The organism is Dactylosporangium sp. NPDC049742 (assembly GCF_040674675.1).
Lineage (GTDB): Bacteria > Actinomycetota > Actinomycetes > Mycobacteriales > Micromonosporaceae > Dactylosporangium > Dactylosporangium maewongense.
The window spans coordinates 104,742-127,167 of sequence record NZ_JBFANF010000006.1 but is presented as its reverse complement, the minus strand read 5'-3'; the positions used below and the strand labels follow the sequence as shown (position 1 = coordinate 127,167).

At 72.5% G+C, this 22,426-nt stretch carries 18 protein-coding genes; 3 read left to right on the top strand and 15 right to left on the bottom strand.

The features are described 5' to 3' along the window. Nucleotides 1-1,324 precede the first annotated feature (1,324 nt). The 3 genes from tsaD to tsaB are packed head-to-tail and all read right to left on the bottom strand — an operon-like array spanning nucleotide 1,325 to nucleotide 3,472. Nucleotides 1,325-2,368 (bottom strand): tRNA (adenosine(37)-N6)-threonylcarbamoyltransferase complex transferase subunit TsaD, encoded by a 1,044-nt coding sequence (gene tsaD / locus AB0J72_RS10835; protein ID WP_363397358.1) that lies wholly within the window; start codon nucleotides 2,366-2,368, stop codon nucleotides 1,325-1,327. Then, nucleotides 2,358-2,801: a ribosomal protein S18-alanine N-acetyltransferase gene (rimI, locus tag AB0J72_RS10830; RefSeq protein WP_363397356.1), complete on the bottom strand. Its 444-nt coding sequence runs from the start codon at nucleotides 2,799-2,801 to the stop codon at nucleotides 2,358-2,360. The genes tsaD and rimI overlap by 11 nt, the downstream gene beginning before the upstream one ends. Continuing rightward, the gene (gene tsaB / locus AB0J72_RS10825) at nucleotides 2,798-3,472 is read right to left on the bottom strand and encodes a tRNA (adenosine(37)-N6)-threonylcarbamoyltransferase complex dimerization subunit type 1 TsaB (RefSeq protein WP_363397353.1); all 675 of its coding nucleotides are present in this window, start codon (nucleotides 3,470-3,472) and stop codon (nucleotides 2,798-2,800) included. Before tsaB ends, rimI begins: the two co-directional genes overlap by 4 nt. A 124-nt stretch (nucleotides 3,473-3,596) precedes the next feature. On the opposite strand from tsaB, the gene AB0J72_RS10820 reads away from it, so the two are divergent. Continuing rightward, a complete protein-coding gene (locus AB0J72_RS10820) occupies nucleotides 3,597-5,651 on the top strand; it encodes an Hsp70 family protein (protein WP_363397350.1) in 2,055 nt (684 codons plus the stop codon). Here AB0J72_RS10820 and tsaE read toward each other — a convergent pair. The 12 genes from tsaE to AB0J72_RS10760 all read right to left on the bottom strand — a co-directional run bounded on the left by tsaE (nucleotide 5,648) and on the right by AB0J72_RS10760 (nucleotide 19,403). After that, complete coding sequence (tsaE, locus tag AB0J72_RS10815; RefSeq protein ID WP_363397347.1) at nucleotides 5,648-6,163, bottom strand: tRNA (adenosine(37)-N6)-threonylcarbamoyltransferase complex ATPase subunit type 1 TsaE; 516 nt, start codon at nucleotides 6,161-6,163, stop codon at nucleotides 5,648-5,650. The two genes, AB0J72_RS10820 and tsaE, sit on opposite strands and share 4 nt — an antisense overlap. Nucleotides 6,164-6,183: 20 nt before the next feature. Further along, entirely contained in the window at nucleotides 6,184-7,269 is a 1,086-nt protein-coding gene (locus tag AB0J72_RS10810) for an alpha/beta hydrolase (protein WP_363397345.1), read from the bottom strand. Next, nucleotides 7,266-8,396 carry an alanine racemase gene (gene alr / locus AB0J72_RS10805; protein WP_363397343.1) on the bottom strand — a complete coding sequence of 377 codons (1,131 nt, stop codon included), beginning with the start codon at nucleotides 8,394-8,396 and terminating at the stop codon, nucleotides 7,266-7,268. The genes AB0J72_RS10810 and alr overlap by 4 nt, the downstream gene beginning before the upstream one ends. 695 nt (nucleotides 8,397-9,091) lie before the next feature. Next, on the bottom strand, nucleotides 9,092-10,147 hold the full coding sequence (locus AB0J72_RS10800) for a hypothetical protein (RefSeq protein ID WP_363397341.1): 1,056 nt from the start codon (nucleotides 10,145-10,147) through the stop codon (nucleotides 9,092-9,094). Nucleotides 10,148-10,290: 143 nt separating this feature from the next. Beyond that, on the bottom strand, nucleotides 10,291-11,724 hold the full coding sequence (locus AB0J72_RS10795) for an NAD(P)H-hydrate dehydratase (protein ID WP_363397339.1): 1,434 nt from the start codon (nucleotides 11,722-11,724) through the stop codon (nucleotides 10,291-10,293). Nucleotides 11,725-11,758: 34 nt separating this feature from the next. Then, entirely contained in the window at nucleotides 11,759-13,624 is a 1,866-nt protein-coding gene (gene glmS, locus AB0J72_RS10790) for a glutamine--fructose-6-phosphate transaminase (isomerizing) (RefSeq protein WP_344501807.1), read from the bottom strand. Nucleotides 13,625-13,759: 135 nt separating this feature from the next. Then, on the bottom strand, nucleotides 13,760-14,518 hold the full coding sequence (locus tag AB0J72_RS10785; RefSeq protein ID WP_344501808.1) for an SDR family oxidoreductase: 759 nt from the start codon (nucleotides 14,516-14,518) through the stop codon (nucleotides 13,760-13,762). A 90-nt stretch (nucleotides 14,519-14,608) separates the two neighbouring features. Beyond that, entirely contained in the window at nucleotides 14,609-15,952 is a 1,344-nt protein-coding gene (gene glmM, locus AB0J72_RS10780; RefSeq protein WP_363397335.1) for a phosphoglucosamine mutase, read from the bottom strand. A 106-nt stretch (nucleotides 15,953-16,058) separates the two neighbouring features. Then, nucleotides 16,059-16,547 carry a 30S ribosomal protein S9 gene (gene rpsI / locus AB0J72_RS10775; protein ID WP_344501919.1) on the bottom strand — a complete coding sequence of 163 codons (489 nt, stop codon included), beginning with the start codon at nucleotides 16,545-16,547 and terminating at the stop codon, nucleotides 16,059-16,061. A gap of 44 nt (nucleotides 16,548-16,591) precedes the next feature. Next, nucleotides 16,592-17,035 carry a 50S ribosomal protein L13 gene (rplM, locus tag AB0J72_RS10770; protein ID WP_344501810.1) on the bottom strand — a complete coding sequence of 148 codons (444 nt, stop codon included), beginning with the start codon at nucleotides 17,033-17,035 and terminating at the stop codon, nucleotides 16,592-16,594. 162 nt (nucleotides 17,036-17,197) lie between these two features. After that, nucleotides 17,198-18,550: a nitrate/nitrite transporter gene (locus AB0J72_RS10765; protein WP_363397332.1), complete on the bottom strand. Its 1,353-nt coding sequence runs from the start codon at nucleotides 18,548-18,550 to the stop codon at nucleotides 17,198-17,200. A gap of 142 nt (nucleotides 18,551-18,692) precedes the next feature. Continuing rightward, nucleotides 18,693-19,403, bottom strand: a complete 711-nt coding sequence (locus AB0J72_RS10760; RefSeq protein WP_363397329.1) for a hypothetical protein — start codon at nucleotides 19,401-19,403, stop codon at nucleotides 18,693-18,695. 203 nt (nucleotides 19,404-19,606) lie between these two features. On the opposite strand from AB0J72_RS10760, the gene nirB reads away from it, so the two are divergent. After that, on the top strand, nucleotides 19,607-22,057 hold the full coding sequence (nirB, locus tag AB0J72_RS10755; RefSeq protein WP_363397326.1) for a nitrite reductase large subunit NirB: 2,451 nt from the start codon (nucleotides 19,607-19,609) through the stop codon (nucleotides 22,055-22,057). Further along, nucleotides 22,054-22,404: a nitrite reductase small subunit NirD gene (nirD, locus tag AB0J72_RS10750; protein ID WP_363397323.1), complete on the top strand. Its 351-nt coding sequence runs from the start codon at nucleotides 22,054-22,056 to the stop codon at nucleotides 22,402-22,404. The genes nirB and nirD overlap by 4 nt, the downstream gene beginning before the upstream one ends. Nucleotides 22,405-22,426: the final 22 nt, after the last annotated feature.

Here is a 22,426-nt window from a genome sequence, read left to right as displayed (position 1 = left end):
TTCCTGCCGGCCACTCAGACTGGTCCCACAACTTCTGCCGGCCGCCCGCTCCACTTGGCCGGGCTGCTCCTGACCAGCTGACCGCTCCGGCCGGTAGCCACTCCCAGCGGACGGCGACTCCCACCGCTCGGCGACCCCACCGCTCGGCTAATCCCACCGGTCGGCGACTTCCTCCGCTCGGCAGCTCCCACTGTCCACGTCGAGCCACTCCCACCGATCAGCAGATCTCGCCAATCCGCCGCTCCTACTGACTGGCCACCCCCGCCGTTCAAGCTGCTCCCACCGGTTGGCGACTCCCGCCGCTCGGCGACGCAGGCGGCTTCCACCGGTCGGTCAACTCGCCGCTTGGCCACTCCCGCTATTCAAACTGCACCCCGGCGGCCGGCAGCTCCCGCCAGTTCGACACTCCCGCTGGTCCGGCACCACCGCTGGTCGAGCTGCACCCGCCGGTCGGCCACTCCTGCTGTTCGTGCTCCTCCCGCCGAACAGCCACTCCCGTCGAAGGGTGGATTCCGGCGGGCGGTCGCCTCCGCTGTGAAGGTCGAACAGCCGCTCCCGCCGAACAGCCGCTCCCGCCGAACAGCCGCCCCACCAACGACTCCGCCCACCGAACGGCCACTCCCCCCAAACGGCTCCCCGCCGAACAGTCGCTCCGGCCAAACAGCTCCCACTCCGCTGGTCCGGCACTACCGCTGTTCGAGCTGCACCCGCCGGTCGGCCACTCGTGCTGTTCGTGTTCCTCCCGCCGAACAGCCGCTCCATCGAACAGCCACCCCGCCAACGACTCCTCCCGCCGAACGGTGGATTCAGGCGGGCGGTCAATCCGCTGTGCAGGCCGGACACCGCTCCCGCCGAAACGGCCGCTCCCGCCGAAACGGCCGCTCCCGCCGAACGGCTCCGCCCGCCGGACAGCCGCCCCGCCAAGAATTCCTCCCGCCGAACTGCCGCTCCCGTCGAACGGTGGATTCCGGCTGGCGGTCGCTTCCGCTGTGCAGGTCGAACAGCCGCTCCCGCCAACGGCTCCCCCGCCGAACAGCCGCTCCCGCCGGACAGCCGCCCCGCCAACGACTCTGCCCACCGAACGGCCGCTCCCGTCGAACGGTGGATTCCGGCTGGCGATCACTCCCGCTGTGCAGGCCGGACGACCGCTCCCGCCAGACGGCCACTCCCGCCAAACGGCTCCCCGCCGAACAGTCGCTCCGGCCAAACGGCTCCCCTGTCGAACAGCCTCCCCCGCCGGACAGCGCTCCCGTCGGACGGCCGCTCTCGGTCGACGGTCGGTCTCGGCGAGTGGTGGATTCCGCTGGGCAGGGGGTGCTGGTGGTCAGGCGGTGACGAGGGTGATCGGCATCGCGGAGTCGGTGGGTAAGGCGAGCCGGCCCGGGGTGGTGCCGGCGGCGACGAGGTGGGAGCCGAGGGCGGCGACCATGGCGCCGTTGTCGGTGCAGAGCTTGGGGTGTGGGACGCGCAGCGTGATGCCGTGCTTGTCGCAGCGCTCCTGGGCGAGGGCGCGGATGCGGGAGTTGGCGGCGACGCCGCCGCCGATGACGAGGGTCCGCACGCCGCCGGCGAGGCAGGCGTCGACGGCCTTGGCGGTGAGCACGTCGCAGACCGCCTCCTGGAAGCTGGCGGCGACGTCGTTGACGGGGACCGGCTCGCCGGTGCGCTGCCGGGCCTCGACCCAGCGCGCGACCGCGGTCTTCAGGCCCGAGAACGAGAAGTCGAACCGGTGCTCGACCAGGTCCCGGGCGGCGGTCAGCCCGCGCGGGAACGGAATGACGATCTGCCCCTCGCGGGCGGCGCGGTCGATCGGCGGGCCGCCCGGGAACGGCAGCCCGAGCAGCCGCGCGACCTTGTCGAACGCCTCCCCCGCGGCGTCGTCGATGGTGGCGCCGAGCGGCTCGACCCGGCCGGCGAGGTCGTCGACCCGCAGCAGCGACGAGTGGCCGCCGGAGACGAGGAGCGCGATCGCCGGCTCGGGCAGCGGGCCGTGCTCCAGGGTGTCGACGGCGACGTGCGCGGCCAGGTGGTTGACGCCATAGATCGGTTTGCCGGCGGCGAGCGCATACGCCTTGGCCGCGGCGACACCGACGAGCAGCGCGCCGGCGAGCCCGGGCCCGGCGGTGACGGCGATCGCGTCGACGTCGCCGAGCGTGATCCCCGCGGTGTCGAGGGCGCGCTGGACGGTCGGGACCATCGCCTCGAAGTGGGCGCGGCTGGCGACCTCGGGGACGACCCCGCCGAACCGCGCGTGCTCCTCCACGCTGGACGCGACCTCGTCGGCGAGCAGCGTGTGCCCGCGGACGATGCCGACGCCCGTCTCGTCGCAGGACGTCTCGATGCCGAGGACGAGGGGCTCAGTCTTCACGTCTCATCACCAACGCATCCGTGTTGCTCGGCTGGTAGTAGCCCTTGCGGACGCCGACACCCTCGAACCCGTAGCCGGCATACAGCTTCTGCGCGGGCAGGTTGTCGACGGCGACCTCGAGCAGCACCTGCCGGATGCCGTGCCTGGTCGCCTCGTCGAGCAGCGCCTCGAGCAGCCGCCGCCCGATGCCCTGCCGCTGCGCGTCCTTGCGGACCCCGACATTCTGGATCCACGCCTCGTCGGGCGGGGCGAGGGCCAGCCCGGCATAGCCGACGACCCGCTCGCCGTCGAGGGCCACGAGGTAGTGGTGACCGTTGGCCAGCTCATTCCAGAACATGCCCGCGGACCACCGCTCCTCGCCGAACAGCTCGTCCTCGATCGGCAGCAGTGACTCGATGTGAAACCAGCGAAGCTCGGCCAGCTGGACGCTCACTGCAGCGCCGGCTTCCGCTCGCCGGGCGCGACGGCGTCGGGCCTGCGCAGGTAGAGCGGGACGAGCGCCTCGCTGGGTGCCTTGGACAGGACCCGGTCGGCGGCCAGCTCGGCGAGCGCCCGCGCGGACGGGTACAGCAGCGGCAGCACCGGCAGGCCGAGCACATCGGCATATTTCCCGGCGCCGTCACCCGCCGCCCCGTCGACGGCAGGCACCTCCCCGGCGGCGATCGCGGCGGCCACCGCCGCGGGCTTGTCGACGGCGGGGTCGGTGACGCGGGTGCCGTCGTGGTGGACGGACCAGTAGATCTCCTTGCGGCGGGCGTCGGTGGCGACGAGGACGCGGCCGGGGAGGGGGTGGCCGATGCCGTCGAGGGAGCAGACGCCATAGACCGGGACGTCGAGGGCGTGGGCGAGGGCGGCGGCGGTGACCATGCCGGCGCGCAGGCCGGTGAACGGGCCGGGGCCGGTGCCGGCGACGACCGCGGCCAGGTCGCCGGGCGCCACCTGACCTTCGGCGAGGACCGCATGGATCTGCGGGGCGAGCAGCTCGCCGTGGGCCTTGCCGTCGACGGTGACGCGCTCGGCGACGACGGTGACCGCGAGCTCGTCGACGCGGACGAGCGCGGCCGTCACCGCGGGCGTCGAGGAGTCCACCACCATCACCAGCACGCCGCCAACTCTACCGACCGGGTCCGACACTTCCCGCGGTCGTCGTCCGCGTCAGTTAACAGGCCCGCAACGAGCCGGGCCTAGCATCGGCCGACATCGACCCGCGTGCGGCAGGGAGAGCGGTATGACTGAGCCGGTCCTGGTCGTGGACCTGGGGTCCTGGGCACTGTCCGCCGCCGTCGTCACGCGGGACCAGTTGCATCTCGTGCGGGATCCGGCGACCGGCGCCGCCCGCTGGCCCGGCGGGGCGTGCCTCGACCCGGCGAGCAAACGGCTGGTCGCCGGGGAGCAGCTCAGGGACCAGCATCCCCGGCACTACGTCGACGGGGTGCGGCGGGCCGTCGACGCCAACGCCCCGATCTGGCTCGGCGACCAGCTGGTCAACGGCGCCGAGCTGGTCGCGGCGGCGCTCGACGCGGTCGTCCAGGAGGCGAGGCGGCAGCACGGGGATGTCAGGCGGCTCGCGGTGACGGTGCCGGCGGCGTACCGGACGCACGACCCGCGCAGGGAGATACTGGTGACGGCCGCGGCGGTCGCCGGGTTCCCGGACGTGGAGCTGGTGCACGACCCGTCGGCGGCGGTCGCCGACCCGCTGGCGCAGCTGGACCTGCCCGACGGCGCGTACGTGCTGGTCTGCGACCTCGGGGCGACCTGGAGCGCCACGCTGACGCAGGTGCAGCGCGGGATGGCGGTGCCGTTGAGCCAGGAGAGCTCCGGCAGCGGGCGCGACCTCGACGTGGTGCTCGCCGCGGACCTGCGCGCCACCCTGGCGGAGTGGGTGGAGCCCGCGTTCGCGGCCGGCGGCGACACCAGCGTGCGGGCCAACCTCCACGCCCTCGACATCGTGCGCAGGCTCAAGCATCGGTTGAGCGAGGCGCCGGAGGCGACGGACCAGGTCGAGCCGGGAGCTCCGCCGTACACCATCCGCCGGAACCTCCTGGAGCAGCTGACCGAACCCGCGAACCGGTGGCTGATCGCCAGCTGCCGGGCGGTGGTCGCGCGGGCCGGGATCGTGCCGGCGGAGGTGGCGGCCGTGGTGCTCGACGGCGGCTGCGCGCACCTGCCCGGGGTGGCGCAGGCGCTGCACGCGGGGCTCGGCCGTCCGGTGACGCGACCGCCGGAGCCGGAGCTGGCGGTGCTGCGCGGCGCGGCCCGGCTGGCCGGCGACCGGGGGACGCGGACGCTGCCGGCGGACCCCGCGCCGTGGCGGGTCGAGCCGCTCGCGTGGACGATCCCCGGCGGGCGGGGCCGGCTGGTGCGCTGGCTGGCGAAGGAGGGCGAGCCGTATCCGGCGGGCGCGCCGCTCGCGCAGGTCCGCACCGCCGACGACCGGGTCTTCGACCTCACCGCCGGGCGCACCGGCGGGGTGCTGCTGGAGCACCGCGTGCCGGTCGGCGGCATGGTCGTGTCGGGCGCGGCCGCGGCGCACGTGCGGATCGTGCCGACCGCCGAACGGTTCCAGCTCGCGAAGCGGCACCACCTGCGGGTCGCGGGCGACTGGCTGCTGATGCCGGACCGCCGGATGCTGGTCGAGTGGTCGCGGACCGGCGAGTACGTGAAGGTCCGCGCGGTCGACAGCGGCGCGCTGGTCACGGAGCTGCGCCCCGGTCGCGGCGCGGGCCGCCCGCAGCACGGGCAGGTGGCGCTCGGCCCCAACCATCAGCTGGCGCTGGTCACCTGGGACGCCGACGGCCACTTCGCCGTGTGGGACGTCCTGTCGGGGCGCATGACCAGCAGCTTCTCCGACGGGCACCGGCCCGACGCGGTCCTCGTCAACGAGGGCGAGTGGCGGCTCGTCGCGTCCGGGGAGGGTGCGGCGAGCGTCGGCCGGTACCGGCGGGACGTGGCCACCGTGTGGGACCTGGCGACCGGGGCGCGGCTCGACCGGATCGTCGGGGAGGACCTGATGCGGCGGTTCGCCGGGTACACGGGCACGAGCCGCGCGGACGCGTTCGCGACCGAGATGGCGAGCCCCGACGGGCGGCTGCGGGCCGCGGTGCTCGACGGCTCGGTGTGCGTGCGGGACGTCGAGACGGAGGCGGAGGTGTTCCGCGCGGACCTGTCGCCGGCGCGGCAGGTCCGGACCGCGTTCTGCCACCAGGGGCGGCACCTGCTGGCCCGCCGGACCGACGACGAAGGCACGTCGATCGACGTCTGGGAAGTCCTGCAGCCCGCCTAGTCTTCGGCGCTGCTTTGTTGCGTTTTCTTCGCCGGTACGAGATGTGCCACCCGGGCTGGCCAGCCGGCGCCGTGCGGGACGACGGTGACGGTGCGCGTGTCGTCGTCGTGGCGGGTCAGGCGCAGTTCGAGGTGGTCGTCGGCGAGGTGCTCGACGAACCCCTCACCCCATTCGACGAGCGTCACCGAGTCCTCGACGGTGGCGTCGAGGTCGAGGGCGTCGAGCTCGCCGATGGGGTCCTTGACGTCGCCGAGGCGGTACGCGTCGACGTGCACCATCGCGGGGCGGCCCGCGACGACGGGACGGTGCACGCGGGCGATCACGAACGTCGGCGACGTCACCGCGCCCTGCACGTCCAGCCCTTTGCCGATCCCCTGCGCGAGCGCGGTCTTCCCCGCACCGAGGGGACCGGTGAGCAGGACGATGTCGCCGGCACGGAGGACCGCGGCGAGATTCCGGCCGAACTCGTGCGTGTCGGCGGCCGTCGGCAGCTGTACCGATTGCGTCGTCACCGGTCCCGGACCTTCTTGCGTCACCGGTCCTGGACCTTCTTCAGGAACGTCTCGATGGCGTCGTTGACCTCTTCGGCGTGCTCGAGCATCACGACGTGCCCGCCGTCGGCGACGACGACCAGCTCCGCCTCCGGCAGCACCGCGGCGATCTCGCGGGTGTGGGTGAGCGGGGTGAGCACGTCCCGGTCGCCGCAGACGAGCAGCACCGGCACCTTGCGCAGCGGCCCGAGGACCAGCAGCCGGGCGTGGGTGTAGAGGGTCCGCAGGTACCGCGCGATCACGTCCGTCGACGTGGTGGTGTTCATCTTCTCGACGTACGAGACGAGGGCGGGGCTCGGGCGGGCGGTGCCGAAGCCGTACCGCCGGGTCAGCAGCCACGCGAGGTCGGTGGACGCCCGCCGGGCGCGGTCGACGACGCCGGAGCTGATCGGTCCGGCGATCCCGACGACCGGCAGCAGCGGCCGCTTGAACTTCGCGACCACCTCCGGCAGGCCGAACGTGACCTGGTCCAGCTTGCCGGCGGACGTGGAGATCAGCACGACGGCGTCGACCCGGGACTCGAACAGCTCCGGGACCTGCTCGGCCAGCGCCATGATGGTCATGCCGCCCATGGAGTGCCCGATCAGGATGATCCGGCCGGTCGGGGCGGCCGCCTGCAGGACCGCGCGGAGCCCCGCGCCGAGGGCGTCGAGGGAGTACTCGCCCTTGCGGAGCTTCCCGGAGCGGCCGTGGCCGGGCTGGTCGTAGAAGATCATGCGGTGCTTGCCCTCCAGCGCCCTGCGCTGGAAGTGGAACGTGCCCATGTCGAGGCAGAACCCGTGCACGAACACCAGCGTGGGCGCGTCGTCCGGCTCGTCCTCCGGCCCGTTCACGATCTCGACGTGCAGCTCGATGCCGTCGTCGGTGGTGACGGTCAGCTCCTCGTCGGAGTCCCAGACGCCGAACTCCTCGTCGGCGTAGACGTCGTCGGCGTTCTTGGACCGGTGCACGAGGTACCGCTCGGTCGCGACCCCGGCCGCGACCCCGGCGGCCGCCACACCGAGGATGGCGCCGATGATCCCGACCTTCCGGCGCCGGCTGCTCTTCTCGACCTCGCTACCCGTCATGCGCTCTCTCCCAGGTACACCCGCGGCGTTCTGTTGCTGCCCATCCGCGTGACGATCTCGTAGTTGATCGTGTCGGCGGCCACGGCCCAGTCGTCGGCGGTCGGCTCTCCGCGCGTGCCGGCGCCGAAGAGCACGGCCTCGTCGCCGGCGCGGACGTCGTCGTCGCCGCAGTCCACGACGATCTGGTCCATGCACACCCGACCGACGACCCGGCGCACCTTCCCGCCGATGTGGACCAGCCCGCGGCTGCTCGCCGACCGTGGCACCCCGTCGGCGTACCCGACCGGCACCAGCGCCAGCTTGGTGTCCTTGAGAATCTTGTACGTGTGGCCGTACGACACGCCTTCACCGGCTTGGACGGCCTTCACCAGCGCCACGCGCGCATGGACACTCATCGCGGGCCGCAGATCAGGCGCCCCACCGGGAATCGGTGAGAGCCCATACGTGGACAAACCCACTCGAACCAGCTCGAAGTGGCTCTCGGGCAGCGTAAGCGCCGCGGCGGAGTTCGCGAAGTGCCGCAGCGGCGGCTCGACCCCCAGCCCGGCCGCCACGTCGAGCGCCTCGTCGAACGCCAGCTGCTGCCGCAGAATCGACGGGTGCCCCGGCTCGTCCGCGCACGCGAAGTGACTCCAGATCGCCGCGATCTCCACGTCCCCGTCGGCCTGCGCCTTCGCCGCCGCCGTGACCAGCGCCGGCCAGTCCCCGCGCCCCGCCCCGTTCCGCGACAACCCCGTGTCGATCTTCAGATGTACCGCCGCGACCCGCCGCACCTTCCGCGCCGCGTCCACGATCTCGTCCAGCGCGTCGATCGACGACGCCGACAGGTCCACGTCCGCCGCGACCGCCTCGCCCAGCGGCCGCCCCGGACTGTGCAACCACGAAAGAATCTTCACCCCGCCGCCGACGCCGTGCTCACGCAGCGCCAACGCCTCGTCGAGCGTGGCGGCGCCGAGCCAGGTCGCGCCGGCCCGCACAGCGGCGTCCGCAACGGGCACCATGCCGTGCCCATACGCATCGGCCTTCACGACACTCATCAGAGCCGTCCCAGGCCGCAGCATCCCCTTGAGGGTCGCCACGTTGTGCCGGATCGCGTCGAGGTCGATCCGGACCTGAGCCTGCCACATGCGACTAGCCTAAGCGGTGCCCCCACCACCCGGCTCAACCCCAGTTCCGGCCCCAACCCCCAGCGACGCCTCCGCGCCCTGTTCCGCGCCCTGTTCCGCGTTCCGTTCCGAGCCCTGTTCCGCGCCCGACGCCCGCCCTGCTCCACGCCCAACCCCGGCCCTGCTCCACGCCCAACGCCGGCCGAGCCGAACCGCGCGATCCAGGCGCCCCGCGAGCAGTCAGCTCCACGATCGACCACGCTCCGTCAGCGGCCGAGCCCTCACGAACGGCCGAGCCCTCACGAACGGGCAGCGCGCGTGAGCCGAGGCCGCCACACGCACGAGAAGTCGAGCCCTCACGAGCGAGCGACGCGCACGAGCGAGCGAGGTGGGGTTCGTCACACGCGCGGGAAGCGGGGCGTCGCGGCTTGGACGCTGGCAGAGCGCGGAAGCACGAGGAGGCAACGATCGAGAGCACCCGGGGGAACCGGCTCGGTGTCAGGCGGCCTCTTTCATCGACCCTGGTGCTGTGACCACGAACGTTCACCGGGTTGGTGGTGTTGTGGTTCCTCGCCGCACGGGTGCGGTCGAGCGACTCCCCACCGTGGTGGGGCGGGCCTCAGCCGGCCAACCGACCTGCCGTCGCCCCCACCGCGGTCACCGTCGCGTCGCCGGGTGTGGCGGCGCGACTGTGGTGTGGTGGGGGTCGGTGTGGGTCACGCCGGGACAGTCCGGCACCGGGAAGGTGTCGTCCTGCTCGACGGTGCGTGAGCACCTGCGGCAGCACTGCCGCTGGGGTGCTGGTGCCGCTGCCCGCAGCAGTCCCGGTGTGCCCGGGGGTGCGCGGGCAGGGCGAGCACGCCGTGGGGGTCGCCGCCGGTCAACGTCCCGACCCGCTGCCGCACCGCCCAGCCGATCACGGTCTTCGCCGCCTCGTGCTGCGCCTGCCGGATCCTGCGCCGGTGCCGGCCCTCGACGAGGCGGGCACGGCGGCGGGTCTTGCGCCACCGTCGCGACCCGCGCTGCCCGGGTTTCGGCGCCTGGGCGGCGGTCGCCCGGCGGCGGCGTTTCGTGTCGGTGAGGTGCATGCGGTGTTCGGCGCGGACCGCCTGCCCGGACACCAGCAGCCCGTGGCCGTCGGGGCCAGCAACCGCGTAGGGGTGGATGACGCCGGCGACCCGGGCCGGGTCCGGACCGTCGCCTGCCGGGTACACGGTGACGGGGACTTCGGCGGTGAACTCGACCCACAACCGGCCGCCCTCGGCCAGCAGGGTCACGGACCGGACCTGATCGGCCGGGTACGGCACCGCACGGTCCAGACGCAGCCACAACGGCGCACACCCACGCGTGACCGGCAGCCGCAGGCGCCGCCCGTCCAGAGTGAACGTGTCGTGGAAGTAGCGGACCGGCAGCAGCCCACGCCGCCTGCGCGGGAACCGCACGGACAGGTCACCGGCTCGACGGCGTTTCGCTGCCGTGAACCACGCATCCGAATACCGGCGCAGCACCGACCTCGCCCCGACCGAGTCCAGGTCACCGAAGACGCCTGGCCCGGCCGTGGACAGCTCCCGGCACAGCGCCTGATCCGACACCACCGGCGGCGGGTCATGCCGCCACCGCCAGTGATTGACCTCCAGCACACACGCCCACACGTCGCCAGCCGAGCGCAGCAGCCCGAAGCACCGCTCCCGCTCGCCACGCGTGGTCCGCAACCCGACCCGGCAGGTGCGGTGCACCACCCGAGCGGCAGCAGGATCACGACGGCGAGGCATACGAACACTCAAGCACAGGGGTACGACAGAAAATCCCGACCAACGTGAGCGGACACAGCACTAGCACCGCCCGAAAAATCTCCGAGTGGGCGAACACGCAGCGTGACTGGGGTCGGTGTGTCGGGGCGGATTGCCGGAGGGGGTCAGTGGTGCAGGGTTGACACCGCCTCGCGGAGGTGGGTGGCGACGTCGGCGGCGGTGACCGGGCCGGTGGTGGCGGCCAGGCGGCCGGCGAGGCCGTGGGTGAAGGCGGCCGCGATCGCCGCCTGCTCGGCGGGCAGGCCGGCGGCGAGCAGGGAGCCGAGCAGGCCGGCCAGGACGTCGCCGGTGCCGCCGGTGGCGAGGGCGGGGGTGCCGGTCGGGTTGACGTACACGCGGCCGTCGGGGGTGGCGATGATCGTGCGGTTGCCCTTGAGCAGGACGACGCAGTCCATGCGCTCGGCGAGGTGCGCGGCGGCGGTCATGCGGTCGTCGCCGGGGGCGCCGCCGGCGAGGCGCTGGAACTCGCCGTCGTGGGGGGTGACGACGGTCGGGGCGTCGCGGTCGCGGAGCCAGTCCGCCATGCGGGCGTCGACGAGCAGGGTGAGGGCGCTGGCGTCGAGGCAGGCGGGGACGGGCGCGCCGAGGACGGTGCGCAGCTCGGCGTACGCGCGCTCGTCGGTGCCCATGCCGCTGCCGCACGTCCATGCCTGGACCCGGCCGGCGTCGGCGACCCGGTCGCTCGCGATGACCGTCGGGTGCTGGGTCCGGACGAGCGGGGCCGCGCCGCCGGCGTAGCGGACGAGGCCGGCGGGGCCGGCCAGCGCACCGGCGACGGAGAGGACGGCGGCGCCCGGGTACTCGTCGGAGCCGGTCGCGACGCCGGCCACGCCGCGGGAGTACTTGTTGTCGTCGGCGGTGGGGCGGGGCCACCAGGCGGCGACGTCGGAGGCGTCGGGCACGTAGCAGGCGGGGTCGCCGGTGAGGAAGGGCGTCAGGCCGATGTCGACGAGCTCGACGAGTCCGCTGTGGACGGCGCCGGCGCCGACGAGCAGGCCGGGTTTGAGGACGCCGAAGGTGACGGTGATGTCGGCGTGGATGGCCATGCCGGTGACGGCGCCGGTGTCGGCGTCCACGCCGGACGGCACGTCGACGGCGATGACCGGGGTGCCGCGCAGCGCGCCGGCGACGTCGGCGACGCGGCTCGCGACCGGTTCCCGCAGACCGCCGCGGCCGCCGATGCCCAGGATGCCGTCCACGACGAGGTCGAACCCGCCGTCAAACGATGACCCGACAACGCCGCCGGCGGCGCGCAGGGCGGCGAGCGCCCCGGTGTGGACGCGGGAGGGGTCCAGGACCAGCGCCGAGACGTGTGCGCCGCGGCGGGCGAGGAAGGCGCCGGCGTAGAGCGCGTCGCCGCCGTTGTTGCCGGGGCCGACGAGGAGCAGGACGCGGCTGCCGTACACCTTGGGCAGGGTCTGCGCGCAGCGCCTGGCGAGGCCGGCGGCGGCGCGCTGCATGAGCGCACCGCCGGGCAGGGTCTTCATGAGGGCCTCTTCGGCCGCACGGACTTGCGCCACCCGCCAGGCGGCTCTCATGACACGATCACAGCGCCCAGCCTGTCACATACGCCTATTCGACGGTAACCGACTTGGCCAGGTTGCGCGGCTGGTCGACGTCGTGCCCGCGGGCCGACGCGATCTCGCAGGCGAGGACCTGCAGCGGCACGGTCGTGACCAGCGGCGCCAGCAGCGTCGGGGTGACCGGCACGTGGAAGAGGTGGTCGGCGTAGGGTTCGACCGCCGTGTCGCCGTCTTCGGCGATCACGATCGTGCGAGCGCCGCGCGCCCGTACCTCCTGGATGTTGGAGACGACCTTGTCGTGCAGGACGCCGCGGCCCCGGGGGGACGGCACCACGCACACGACGGGGGTGCCTTCGTCGATGAGGGCGATCGGCCCGTGCTTCAGCTCGCCGGCGGCGAACCCTTCGGCGTGCATGTAGGCGAGCTCCTTGAGCTTCAGCGCGCCTTCGAGGGCGACCGGGTAGCTGACGTGCCGGCCGATGAACAGGACGCTCTTGGCGTCGGCGAGCTCCCGGGCGAGCTTGCGGATCGGCTCCATCATCGCCAGGACCTGCTCGACCTTCTGCGGCATCTCCTGCAGCTGGGCGACGACGGCGCCGACCTCGTCGGCGTACTTGATGCCGCGGACCTGCGCGAGGTGCAGGCCGACCAGGTAGCAGGCGACGAGCTGGGTCAGGAACGCCTTGGTCGAGGCGACCGCGATCTCGGGGCCGGCGTGGGTGTACAGGACGGCGTCGGACTCGCGCGGGATGGTGGAGCCGTTGGTGTTGCAGATGGCCAGGACGCGGGCCTTCTGTTCCTTCGCGTGCCGCAGGGCCATGAGGGTGTCCATGGTCTCGCCGGACTGGGAGATGGCCACGACGAGCGTGGAGCGGTCCAGGACGGGGTCGCGGTAGCGGAACTCGCTGGCGAGCTCGACCTCGCAGGGGATGCGGGTCCAGTGTTCGATCGCGTACTTGGCGACCATGCCGGCGTGGTACGCGGTGCCGCACGCGACGATGAAGACCTTGTCGACGTCGCGGAGGTCCTGGTCGGTGAGGCGCACCTCGTCGAGCAGCAGGTCGCCCTGCTCATTGAGCCGCCCGAGAAGGGTCTCGGCGACGGCGTGCGGCTGCTCGGCGATCTCCTTGAGCATGAAGTAGTCGTAGCCGCTCTTCTCGGCGGCGGAGATGTCCCAGTTGATGTGGAAGTCCTTGCCCTCGGCGGGGTTGCCGAGGAAGTCGGTGATCACGATGGCGTCGCCGGTGATCAGCACGACCTGGTCCTGGCCGAGCTCGACGGCCTCGCGGGTGTGTTCGATGAACGCGGCGACGTCGCTGGCGAGGTAGTTCTCGCCCTCGCCGCGGCCGACGACGAGCGGCGAGTTGCGGCGGGCGCCGACGACGGCGCCCGGGGCCTGGGCGTCGACGGCGAGCAGCGTGAACGCGCCTTCGAGCCGCCGGCAGACGGCCCGCATCGCGTCGGCGAGCCGCTCGGCGGGGTCTTCCACCGAACTGCGGGAGACCTCGAAGCTCAGCAGGTGCGCCGCGCACTCGGTGTCGGTGTCGCTGGCGAACTCGATGCCCTGCTGCTCCAGCTCGGTGCGCAGCTTCGCGAAGTTCTCGATGATGCCGTTGTGGATGACGGCGACCCGGCCGTCGACGGAGCGGTGCGGGTGCGCGTTGCGGTCGGTGGGGCCGCCGTGGGTGGCCCAGCGGGTGTGGCCGATGCCGGTGGTGCCGGTGTCGAGGCCGTCCTCGCTCTGCAGGGCCTTCTCGAGGTTGGCGAGCTTGCCGGCGCGCTTGGCGGTGCGCAGGACGTCGTCGACGATGGCGACCCCGGCGGAGTCGTACCCGCGGTACTCCAGCCGGCGCAGGCCGTCGAGGACGATGGTCAGGGCCGGACGCGAGCCGGCGTACCCCACGATTCCGCACATGTCCCGTACCGTAGCAGACATTCGAGCATGCCCGATGCTCGAAACTGTCGTGATTGCGCACGACGCCTGCGCACAGTGGGACGAAAGCGACGCGTGCCACCCCCGGGCCGGGGGTAGCACGCGTGACAGGCGAGGTCAGGCCAGCGAGGAGCGGATCTGGGCGCCGCCGTCGATGACGAGCGTCTGGCCGGTCATCCAGCGCGACGCCGGACCGCCCAGGAAGGTGATGACGTCGGCGATGTCGTCGGGTTCGCCGATGCGCCCCAGCGGGAGGTGTTCGCTGAGGTACTGCTCGTTGTTCTCCCACAGCCCGCGGGCGAGCTTGGTGCGCACGATGCCGGGCGCGACGCCGTTGACCCGGACCGCCGGGGCGAGCTCGGCGGCGAGCTGGCGGGTGAGGTGGATGACCGCGGCCTTCGTCGCGTTGTAGTAGCCGATGCCGGGCTCGGTGAGCAGCCCGCCGACGGAGGCGACGTTGACGATCGCGCCGCCCCGGGACGACATCGACGCCTTCCAGGCCAGCTGGCTCCACAGCACGGGGCCGAACTGGTTGAGCCGCGCCGTCTTCTCCGCGCGGACCGGGTCGATGTCCATGAGCGGGCCGAAGTACGGGTTGGTGCCGGCGTTGTTGACCAGGACGTCGATCGCGCCGAACCGGGCCATGGCGGCGTCGACGGCGGCGCCGGCCTGGTCAGGCTCCGCGGCGTGCGCGGCGTGGGCGAGCACCCCCGCGGACGGGTGGGCGGCGCGGATCTCCTCCGCGACGGCGTCGAGCGCCTCCTGGTCCCGGGAGGTGAGCACGACGTTGCAGCCCTGCGCGGCGAAGGCGACGGCGGTCGCCTTGCCGATGCCGCGGGATGCGCCGGTGACGAGAACGGTGCGGGCGTCAGTCATGCGCCGCACGTTACTCCCGGGTAGACCCCTTCATGTCGACCATGGCGGCGTCGGTACGGGACGACCGCCGCCGCCACCCACGAGCCGAGGCTAGACGGGGGAGACGGTGCGGACGATGGCGGCGATGCGCTCGGCGGCCTCGCGGGCGATCTCCAGGGTGGACGCCTCGACCATGACCCGGACCAGCTGCTCGGTGCCCGACGGGCGGAGCAGGACCCGGCCGGCGCCGCCGAGCTCCGCCTCGACCTGCTTCGCGGCGTCGAGGACCTGGGCGGCCTTGGCGGCCGCGGCGCGGTCGCCGACGGGCACGTTGATCAGGACCTGCGGCAGCCGCTGGACGACGGAGGCGAGGTCGGCGAGGGTCCGGCCGGTGCCGGTCATGCGGCCCATGAGGTGCAGGGCGGTGAGCACGCCGTCGCCGGTGGTCGCGTACGCGGGCATGACGATGTGCCCGCTCTGCTCGCCGCCGAGGGCGAGGCCCTTCGCGCGGAGCTCGTCGAGGACGTACCGGTCGCCGACGCGGGTCTCGAGGAGCCGGATGCCGGCGTCGGCCATGGCGATCTTCAGGCCGAGGTTGCTCATGACGGTGGCGACGAGCGTGTCGTCCTTGAGGTGGCCGCCGTCGCGCATGGCGAGGGCGAGGACGGCCATGATCTGGTCGCCGTCGACCTCGTCGCCGGTGGCGGTGACGGCGAGGCAGCGATCGGCGTCGCCGTCGTGGGCGATGCCGAGGTCGGCGCCGTGCTCGACGACGGCGGCGCGGAGCTGCTCGAGGTGATTGGAACCGCAGTTCTCGTTGATGTTGAGCCCGTCGGGGTCCGCGTTGATCGCGACGACGGACGCGCCGGCCCGCCGGTACGCCTCGGGGGCGGCGGAGGAGGCGGCGCCGTTGGCGCAGTCGACGACGACCTTGAGCTCGACGAGCGGGCCGGGCAGCGACGTCAGCAGGTGCCGGACGTAGCGGTCCTCGCCGTCCTCGAGGTCGGTGACGCGGCCGACACCGGCGCCGGTGGGGCGCCGCTTGACCCCTTCGGTCATGAGCCGCTCGATCTCGTCCTCGACCTCGTCGGGGAGCTTGTGACCGCCGGCGGCGAAGAGCTTGATGCCGTTGTCGGGCATCGGGTTGTGCGACGCGGACAGCATCACGCCGATGTCGGCGGACAGCACGCCGGTGAGGTAGGCGACGGCCGGGGTGGGCAGGACGCCGACGCGGATCACGTTGGCGCCGGCGCTGGTGAGGCCGGCGACGACGGCCGCCTCCAGCATCTCCCCGCTGGCCCGCGGGTCGCGGCCCACGACCGCCAGGGGCGCGTGGGAGTGGTCGCGCTCGAACAGCGCCTGGGTCGCGGCGATGGCGACGGCCATTGCCAGCTCGGGAGTCAGGTCGGCGTTGGCGCGTCCGCGGACGCCGTCGGTGCCGAAGAGTCGCCCCACTGCGATACCTCCGTTGAGCTTTAGGCCGCGAACCGTCGAGCCGAAAGGGCCGCGAACGCAAATCGGCCGGGTACACCTCCAGGGTGCACCCGGCCGCGAAGCTTGGTTAGCGCTTCGAGTACTGCGGAGCCTTGCGGGCCTTCTTCAGACCGTACTTCTTGCGCTCGGTGGCGCGGGCGTCACGGGTGAGGAAGCCGGCCTTCTTCAGCGCCGGGCGGTCGTCGGGGTCGTTCTCGACGAGCGCGCGGGCGATCGCGAGGCGCAGGCCGCCGGCCTGGCCGGTGGTGCCGCCGCCACGCAGGTTGGCGAACACGTCGAACTGCTCGAGCTTCTCGACGATCACCAGCGGCTCCTTGACGGACTGCTGGTGGACCTTGCTGGGGAAGTAGTTCTCCAGCTCGCGGCCGTTGAGGAGGAACTTGCCGGTGCCGGGAACCAGGCGGACCCGGACGATGGCCTCCTTGCGGCGGCCAACGGTCTGGATCGGCTGGCCGGCGCGGCGGGAACGGGTCGGGACCTTGGCCGTCGCCTCGACGGCGGGGGTCTCGACGGTGGCGACAGCAGCAGCGGCCGGCTCAGCGGCCTCGGTGTCGATGGTCTCGACGGTCTCGTCGGTCACGCTCAGTCCTTCGTCCGCGCTCACTGCGCGATCTGCTTGATCTCGAACGGCTGGGGCAGCTGCGCGGCGTGCGGGTGCTCGGCGCCCGCGTAGACCTTCAGCTTCCGGATCTGCCGGGCGCCGAGGCGGTTGTGCGGGAGCATGCCCTTGACGGCCAGCTCGATCGCCCGCTCCGGGTTCTTGGTCAGCAGCTCCTCGTAGCCCACCTTCTTGAGCCCACCCGGGAAACCCGAGTGGCGGTAGGCGACCTTGGTCTGCCGCTTGTTGCCGGTCAGCGCCACCTTGCCGGCGTTGATCACGATGACGAAGTCGCCGGTGTCAACGTGCGGGGCGAACGTCGGCTTGTGCTTACCGCGGAGCAACGTGGCGGCGTGCGTGGCCAGACGGCCGAGCACGACGTCCGACGCGTCGATGACGTGCCACACGCGCTCGATTTCACCCGGCTTCGGGCTGTACGTACCCACAGGTCTACCTTGTCTTCCACGTCGTCGGTTCTGGGGTGCGCTCTCATGGCGGCGCTAAAGGGGCGCACGACCACCTAGCGTACCCGAAACAGTGGGGACGCCTTGTCATCGCACAACAGCGGTCCACGATACCGGGCCGCTGTTGTGCGAGTCAAAACGGCCTCAGACCCCCTCGAGCCGGCCGGGTGACCTGCGGAGGTAGACGAACCAGGTGACGGCGAAGCAGACGGCGTAGAAGGCGAGGAAGGCGATGTACGCACCGTCACCGGTCTTGTACGCGAGGAACGACTGCCGGAACGCGAGGTTGACCAGCACGCCCCCGGCCGCGCCGATCGCGCCGGCGACGCCGATGAGCGCGGTGGCGAGCCGCCGGGACTGGTTCTCGTCCGTGGGGTACTTGGCGCGGAAGATCGCCGGGATCATCTTGTAGGTCGACCCGTTGCCGATCCCGCTGAAGACGAACAGCGCGATGAACCCGGTCAGGAACAGCGGCAGGGAGTGCTGCCGCGACGCGGTGAGCACCAGGGTGGCGCCGAGGGCCATGCCGACGAAGTTCCAGAAGGTGATCTTTGCGCCGCCGAAGCGGTCGGCGAGGGCGCCGCCGACGGGGCGGATGAGCGAGCCGAGCAGCGGGCCGAGGAACGTGAGGTAGGCCGCCTTCACCGGGGTGTCGAAGTCGGACTTGAACTGCACGAGGAGCACCTGGCCGAACGCGAAGCCGAAGCCGATGAACGAGCCGAACGTGCCGATGTACAGCAGTGACATGATCCACGCGTGGCGGTCCTTGATCACGTCGCGCATGGCCCGCCGGTCGTTCGCGGCGTGCGCGAGGTTGTCCATGTACAGCGCCGCGAGGGTCGCCGCGATCACGATGAGCGGCAGGTAGATCAGGACGATGAGGCGCGGGTTACCGGCGCCGGCGGTCGCGAGGATGAGCAGGCCGACGAGCTGGACGGCGGGGACGCCGATGTTGCCGCCGCCGGCGTTGATGCCGAGCGCCCAGCCCTTCAGCCGCTGCGGGTAGAAGGCATTGATGTTGGCCATCGAGGAGGCGAAGTTGCCGCCGCCGACGCCGGCGACGGACGCCACGATCAGCAGGGTGGTGAAGGAGACGCCGGGCTCCAGGACGATGCCGGCCAGGATGCTGGGCACCAGCAGCATGAGGGCGCTGAAGATGGTCCAGTTGCGGCCGCCGAAGGTGGCGACGGCGAACGTGTAGGGCAGCCGCAGCACCGCGCCGACGAGGGTCGGGGCGCTGGTGAGCAGGAACTTCTGGGCCGGGTCGAAGCCGTACTTCGGGCCGAGGAAGAGCACGAAGACCGACCACAGGCTCCAGATGGAGAAGCCGATGTGCTCCGACAGGATGGAGACGATGAGGTTGCGGCGCGCGATCTTCGCGCCGCCGTCCTCCCAGAAGGTGCGGTCTTCTGGCCGCCAGTCGCTGATCCAGCGGCCGCCGCGGCGGGGGGCCGGGGGCTGTGCGCCAGGCTCGGTGGTTTCCACGGCGAGAGTCATGACGCAGAAGTTAAGGACGCCACGTTTCGGTCGCGCGCACCGCTTCTTGTCCTGACCGAAACGTTTCCCCCACGTCGGCGGCCGCCCGGTTGTGAGAACCGGACGGCCGCCCGCGGGAAGATCTCAGGGCGGAGATCGGCTGCTAGGCCTTGGTGAAGATCCAGGTGCCGGTGTCCGGGCCGCCCTGCGGCGGGCCGAGCTTCAGGGTGGTGCCGCCCGAGCAGTCGTAGCTGCTCTTCTTCAGGACGGGCTGGGCGTCGACGGCGCCGCCGGTGTCCGCGGTGCCGGTGCCGGCGAAGTCGGCGATGGAGGCCTTGTCGGCCACCCGGACCGCGGCGGGGCTGGTCAGGTCCACGGTGACGGTGAGGGTGCTGAAGTCGACGGTGCCGACGGGCTCCCACGTGCCGGTCGCCGCCGACGGGGTCTTGACGGTGCCGTTGACCTTGCCGCCGTAGCCGAAGCTGCCCTTGACGTCGCCGCCGGAGACGGTGAACGCGAAGGTGACCGGCTTCATGGCGCCGAAGTCGACCTGGGCCTTGCCGGCGCTGTCGACGGTCAGCGTGGTGCCGCCGCCGCCGGTGAAGGTCCCGGTGACGGGGCCGCTGAGCTTGCCGTCGAGTCCGGTCGCCTTCCAGGTGCCGACGAGGCACGGCGCCGCGGCGCCGGTCCCGGACGTGCCGCCGGGGGCGCCGGACGTGGCGCCGGCCGAGCCGCCCGGAGCCCCCGCCGAGGCACCGGCCGAGGTCTTGCCGCTGGCACCGGCGCCGGGGGTGCCGGCGTCGCCGCTGCAGCCGGCGAGCCCGACGCCCAGCGCCGTCATGGCCACGATGGTGACCTTGGCGGTCGAGCGCATCTGGTTCCTCCTCATATTGGGGTCCGTTACTGTCTACCCCCGCGAGCAGATGGCCGAACCGTACCGTGGGACGATCTGGCACAACCTTCACCAGGCTGTGGCTGCGCCGTAACGTCCTGCTCAACGCTCTAGTGAGGCGCTCTTAGCAGGCGCGAAACATTTGGGACCCTGGAGCGAAACCGCCCGGCGTCAGCCTTTTGGCCATGAAGGTCGTCGTTGTCGGTCACGGCATGGTCGGGCACAGGTTCCTGGAGGCGCTCCGCGCCCGGGACACCGGGAACGCCTGGGAGATCACGGTTCTCGCCGAGGAGAGCCGTTCCGCGTACGACCGGGTGCGGCTGTCGGCGTTCTTCGACGGCGTGTCCGCCGAGGAGCTCACCTACGACGTGCCGGACGGCGTCGACCTGCACCTCGGCGAGCCGGTCCTGGCGATCGACCGGGCCGCCCGCAAGGTCACCACCGCGCAGGCCGTGTACGAGTACGACGCGCTGGTCCTGGCGACGGGCTCGTCGGCGTTCGTGCCGCCGATCACCGGCGTCGACCAGCCGGGCGTCTTCGTCTACCGCACCCTCGACGACCTGGAGGCGATCCGGGCGCACGCCCAGGGACGCGAGGTCGGCGCGGTCATCGGCGGCGGCCTGCTCGGCCTGGAGGCGGCGAACGCGCTGCGCCTGCTGGGCCTGCGCACGCACGTGATCGAGTTCGCGCCGCGGCTGATGCCGGTGCAGGTCGACGAGGCCGGCGGCGCGGTCCTGCGCAAGTACGTGGAGGACCTCGGCGTCCGGGTGCACCTGGGCGCGGCGACCACCGCGATCCGCCAGACCCAGACGGTCAACGCGACGCTCGCGCTGACCCTGTCCGACGGGGCGCACATCCCGGCCGACATCGTCGTGGTGGCGGCCGGCATCCGGCCGCGCGACGAGCTGGCCCGCACGATGGGCCTCCCGACGGGGGCGCGCGGCGGGGTCGTCGTCGACGAGACCTGCCGCACCGAGGACCCGGCGGTGTACGCGATCGGCGAGTGCGCCGAGATCGACGGCCGCTGCTACGGCCTCGTCGCGCCCGGCTACGCGATGGCGGAGGTCGTCGCGGACCGGCTCCTCGGCGGCGAGGCGTCGTTCCCGGGCGCGGACACGTCGACGAAGCTGAAGCTGCTCGGCGTCGACGTCGCCAGCTTCGGCGACGCGCTGCGCACCGACCTGCTCGACGTCGTCTACCTCGACCCGGCGAGCGGCACGTACGCGAAGCTGATCCTGTCCGACGACGCGCAGACGCTGCTCGGCGGCATCCTCGTCGGCGACGCCAGCTCGTACCCGGCGCTGCGGGCCAGCGTCGGCGGCCCGCTGCCCGCGTCGCCCCTCGCGCTGCTCGCCGGTGACGCGCCCCGCGCGGCGCTGTCCGAGGACGCGCAGATCTGCTCCTGCAACGCCGTCACCAAGGGCCAGATCACCACGGCGATCCACGAGCAGGGCTGCACCGACGTGGCGGCGTTGAAGGCGTGCACCCGCGCCGGCACCAGCTGCGGCTCGTGCGTGCCGCTGCTGAAGCAGCTGCTCGCCGAGGGCGGCGTCGCGCCCAGCAAGGCGCTGTGCGAGCACTTCACCCAGTCGCGGGCGGAGCTCTTCGACATCATCCGGGTCTGCGGCGTCCGCACGTTCTCGCAGCTCGTCGCCGAGCACGGCACGGGGCGCGGCTGCGACATCTGCAAGCCGACGGTCGCCTCGATCCTCGCGTCGCTGCACAACGACTACGTCCTGGACGGCGAGCAGGCGGCGCTGCAGGACACCAACGACCACTTCCTGGCCAACATCCAGCGCAACGGCACCTACTCGGTGATCCCGCGGATCCCCGGCGGGGAGATCACCCCCGAGAAGCTGATCGTGATCGGTGAGGTCGCCCGCGACTTCAACCTGTACACGAAGATCACCGGCGGGCAGCGCATCGACCTGCTCGGCGCCCGCGTCGAGCAGCTGCCGGCGATCTGGCACCGGCTCGTCGCCGCCGGCTTCGAGTCCGGGCACGCCTACGGCAAGGCGCTGCGCACCGTGAAGTCGTGCGTCGGGTCGACCTGGTGCCGGTACGGCGTGCAGGACTCCGTCGGCCTCGCCGTCGAGCTGGAGCTGCGGTACCGCGGGCTGCGCGCGCCGCACAAGCTGAAGTCGGCCGTGTCCGGCTGCGCGCGGGAGTGCGCGGAGGCGAAGGGCAAGGACTTCGGCATCATCGCCACCGACAACGGCTGGAACCTGTACGTCGGCGGCAACGGCGGCTTCCGGCCCCGCCACGCCGACCTGATCGCGAGCGACCTCACCACCGAGGAGCTGATCCGGCTCGTCGACCGGTTCCTGATGTTCTACATCCGCACCGCCGACCGGCTGCAGCGCACGTCGGCGTGGATCGAGGCGATGGACGGCGGCCTGGACTACCTGAAGGCCGTCATCGTCGAGGACTCCCTCGGCATCGCCGGCGAGCTCGAGTCGATGATGGCGCACCACGTCGGCTCCTACGTCGACGAGTGGCGGGCGACGATCGGCGACCCTGAGCGGCTCGCCCGGTTCGTGTCGTTCGTCAACGCGCCGGACACCCCCGACCCGACGATCACGTTCGCTTCCGAACGCGGCCAGCCCGTCCCCGTCGTCCTTGGAGTGCGCTCATGAAGTGGACCGTCGTGTGCCCCTTCCCCCGTCTGGAGCCGGAGCGTGGCGTCGCCGCGCTGGTCGACGGGGCGCAGGTGGCACTGTTCCGCACGTACGACGGTGACGTGCACGCGATCGGCAACCTCGACCCGATCAGCGGCGCCGCGGTGCTGTCCCGCGGGATCGTCGGCAGCCGCGGCGACGTGCCGACGGTCGCTTCGCCGATGCACAAGCAGGCGTTCGACCTGCGCAGCGGCGAGTGCCTCGACCTGCCGGGGGTGCGGGTGCCCGTCTACCCGGTGCGTGTCCGCGACGGTCTGGTCGAAGTGGCCGCTGCCGAGCCGGCGACCGCCGAGGCCGTTACGTGAGCGCGGCCAGCGTTTTGGAGGC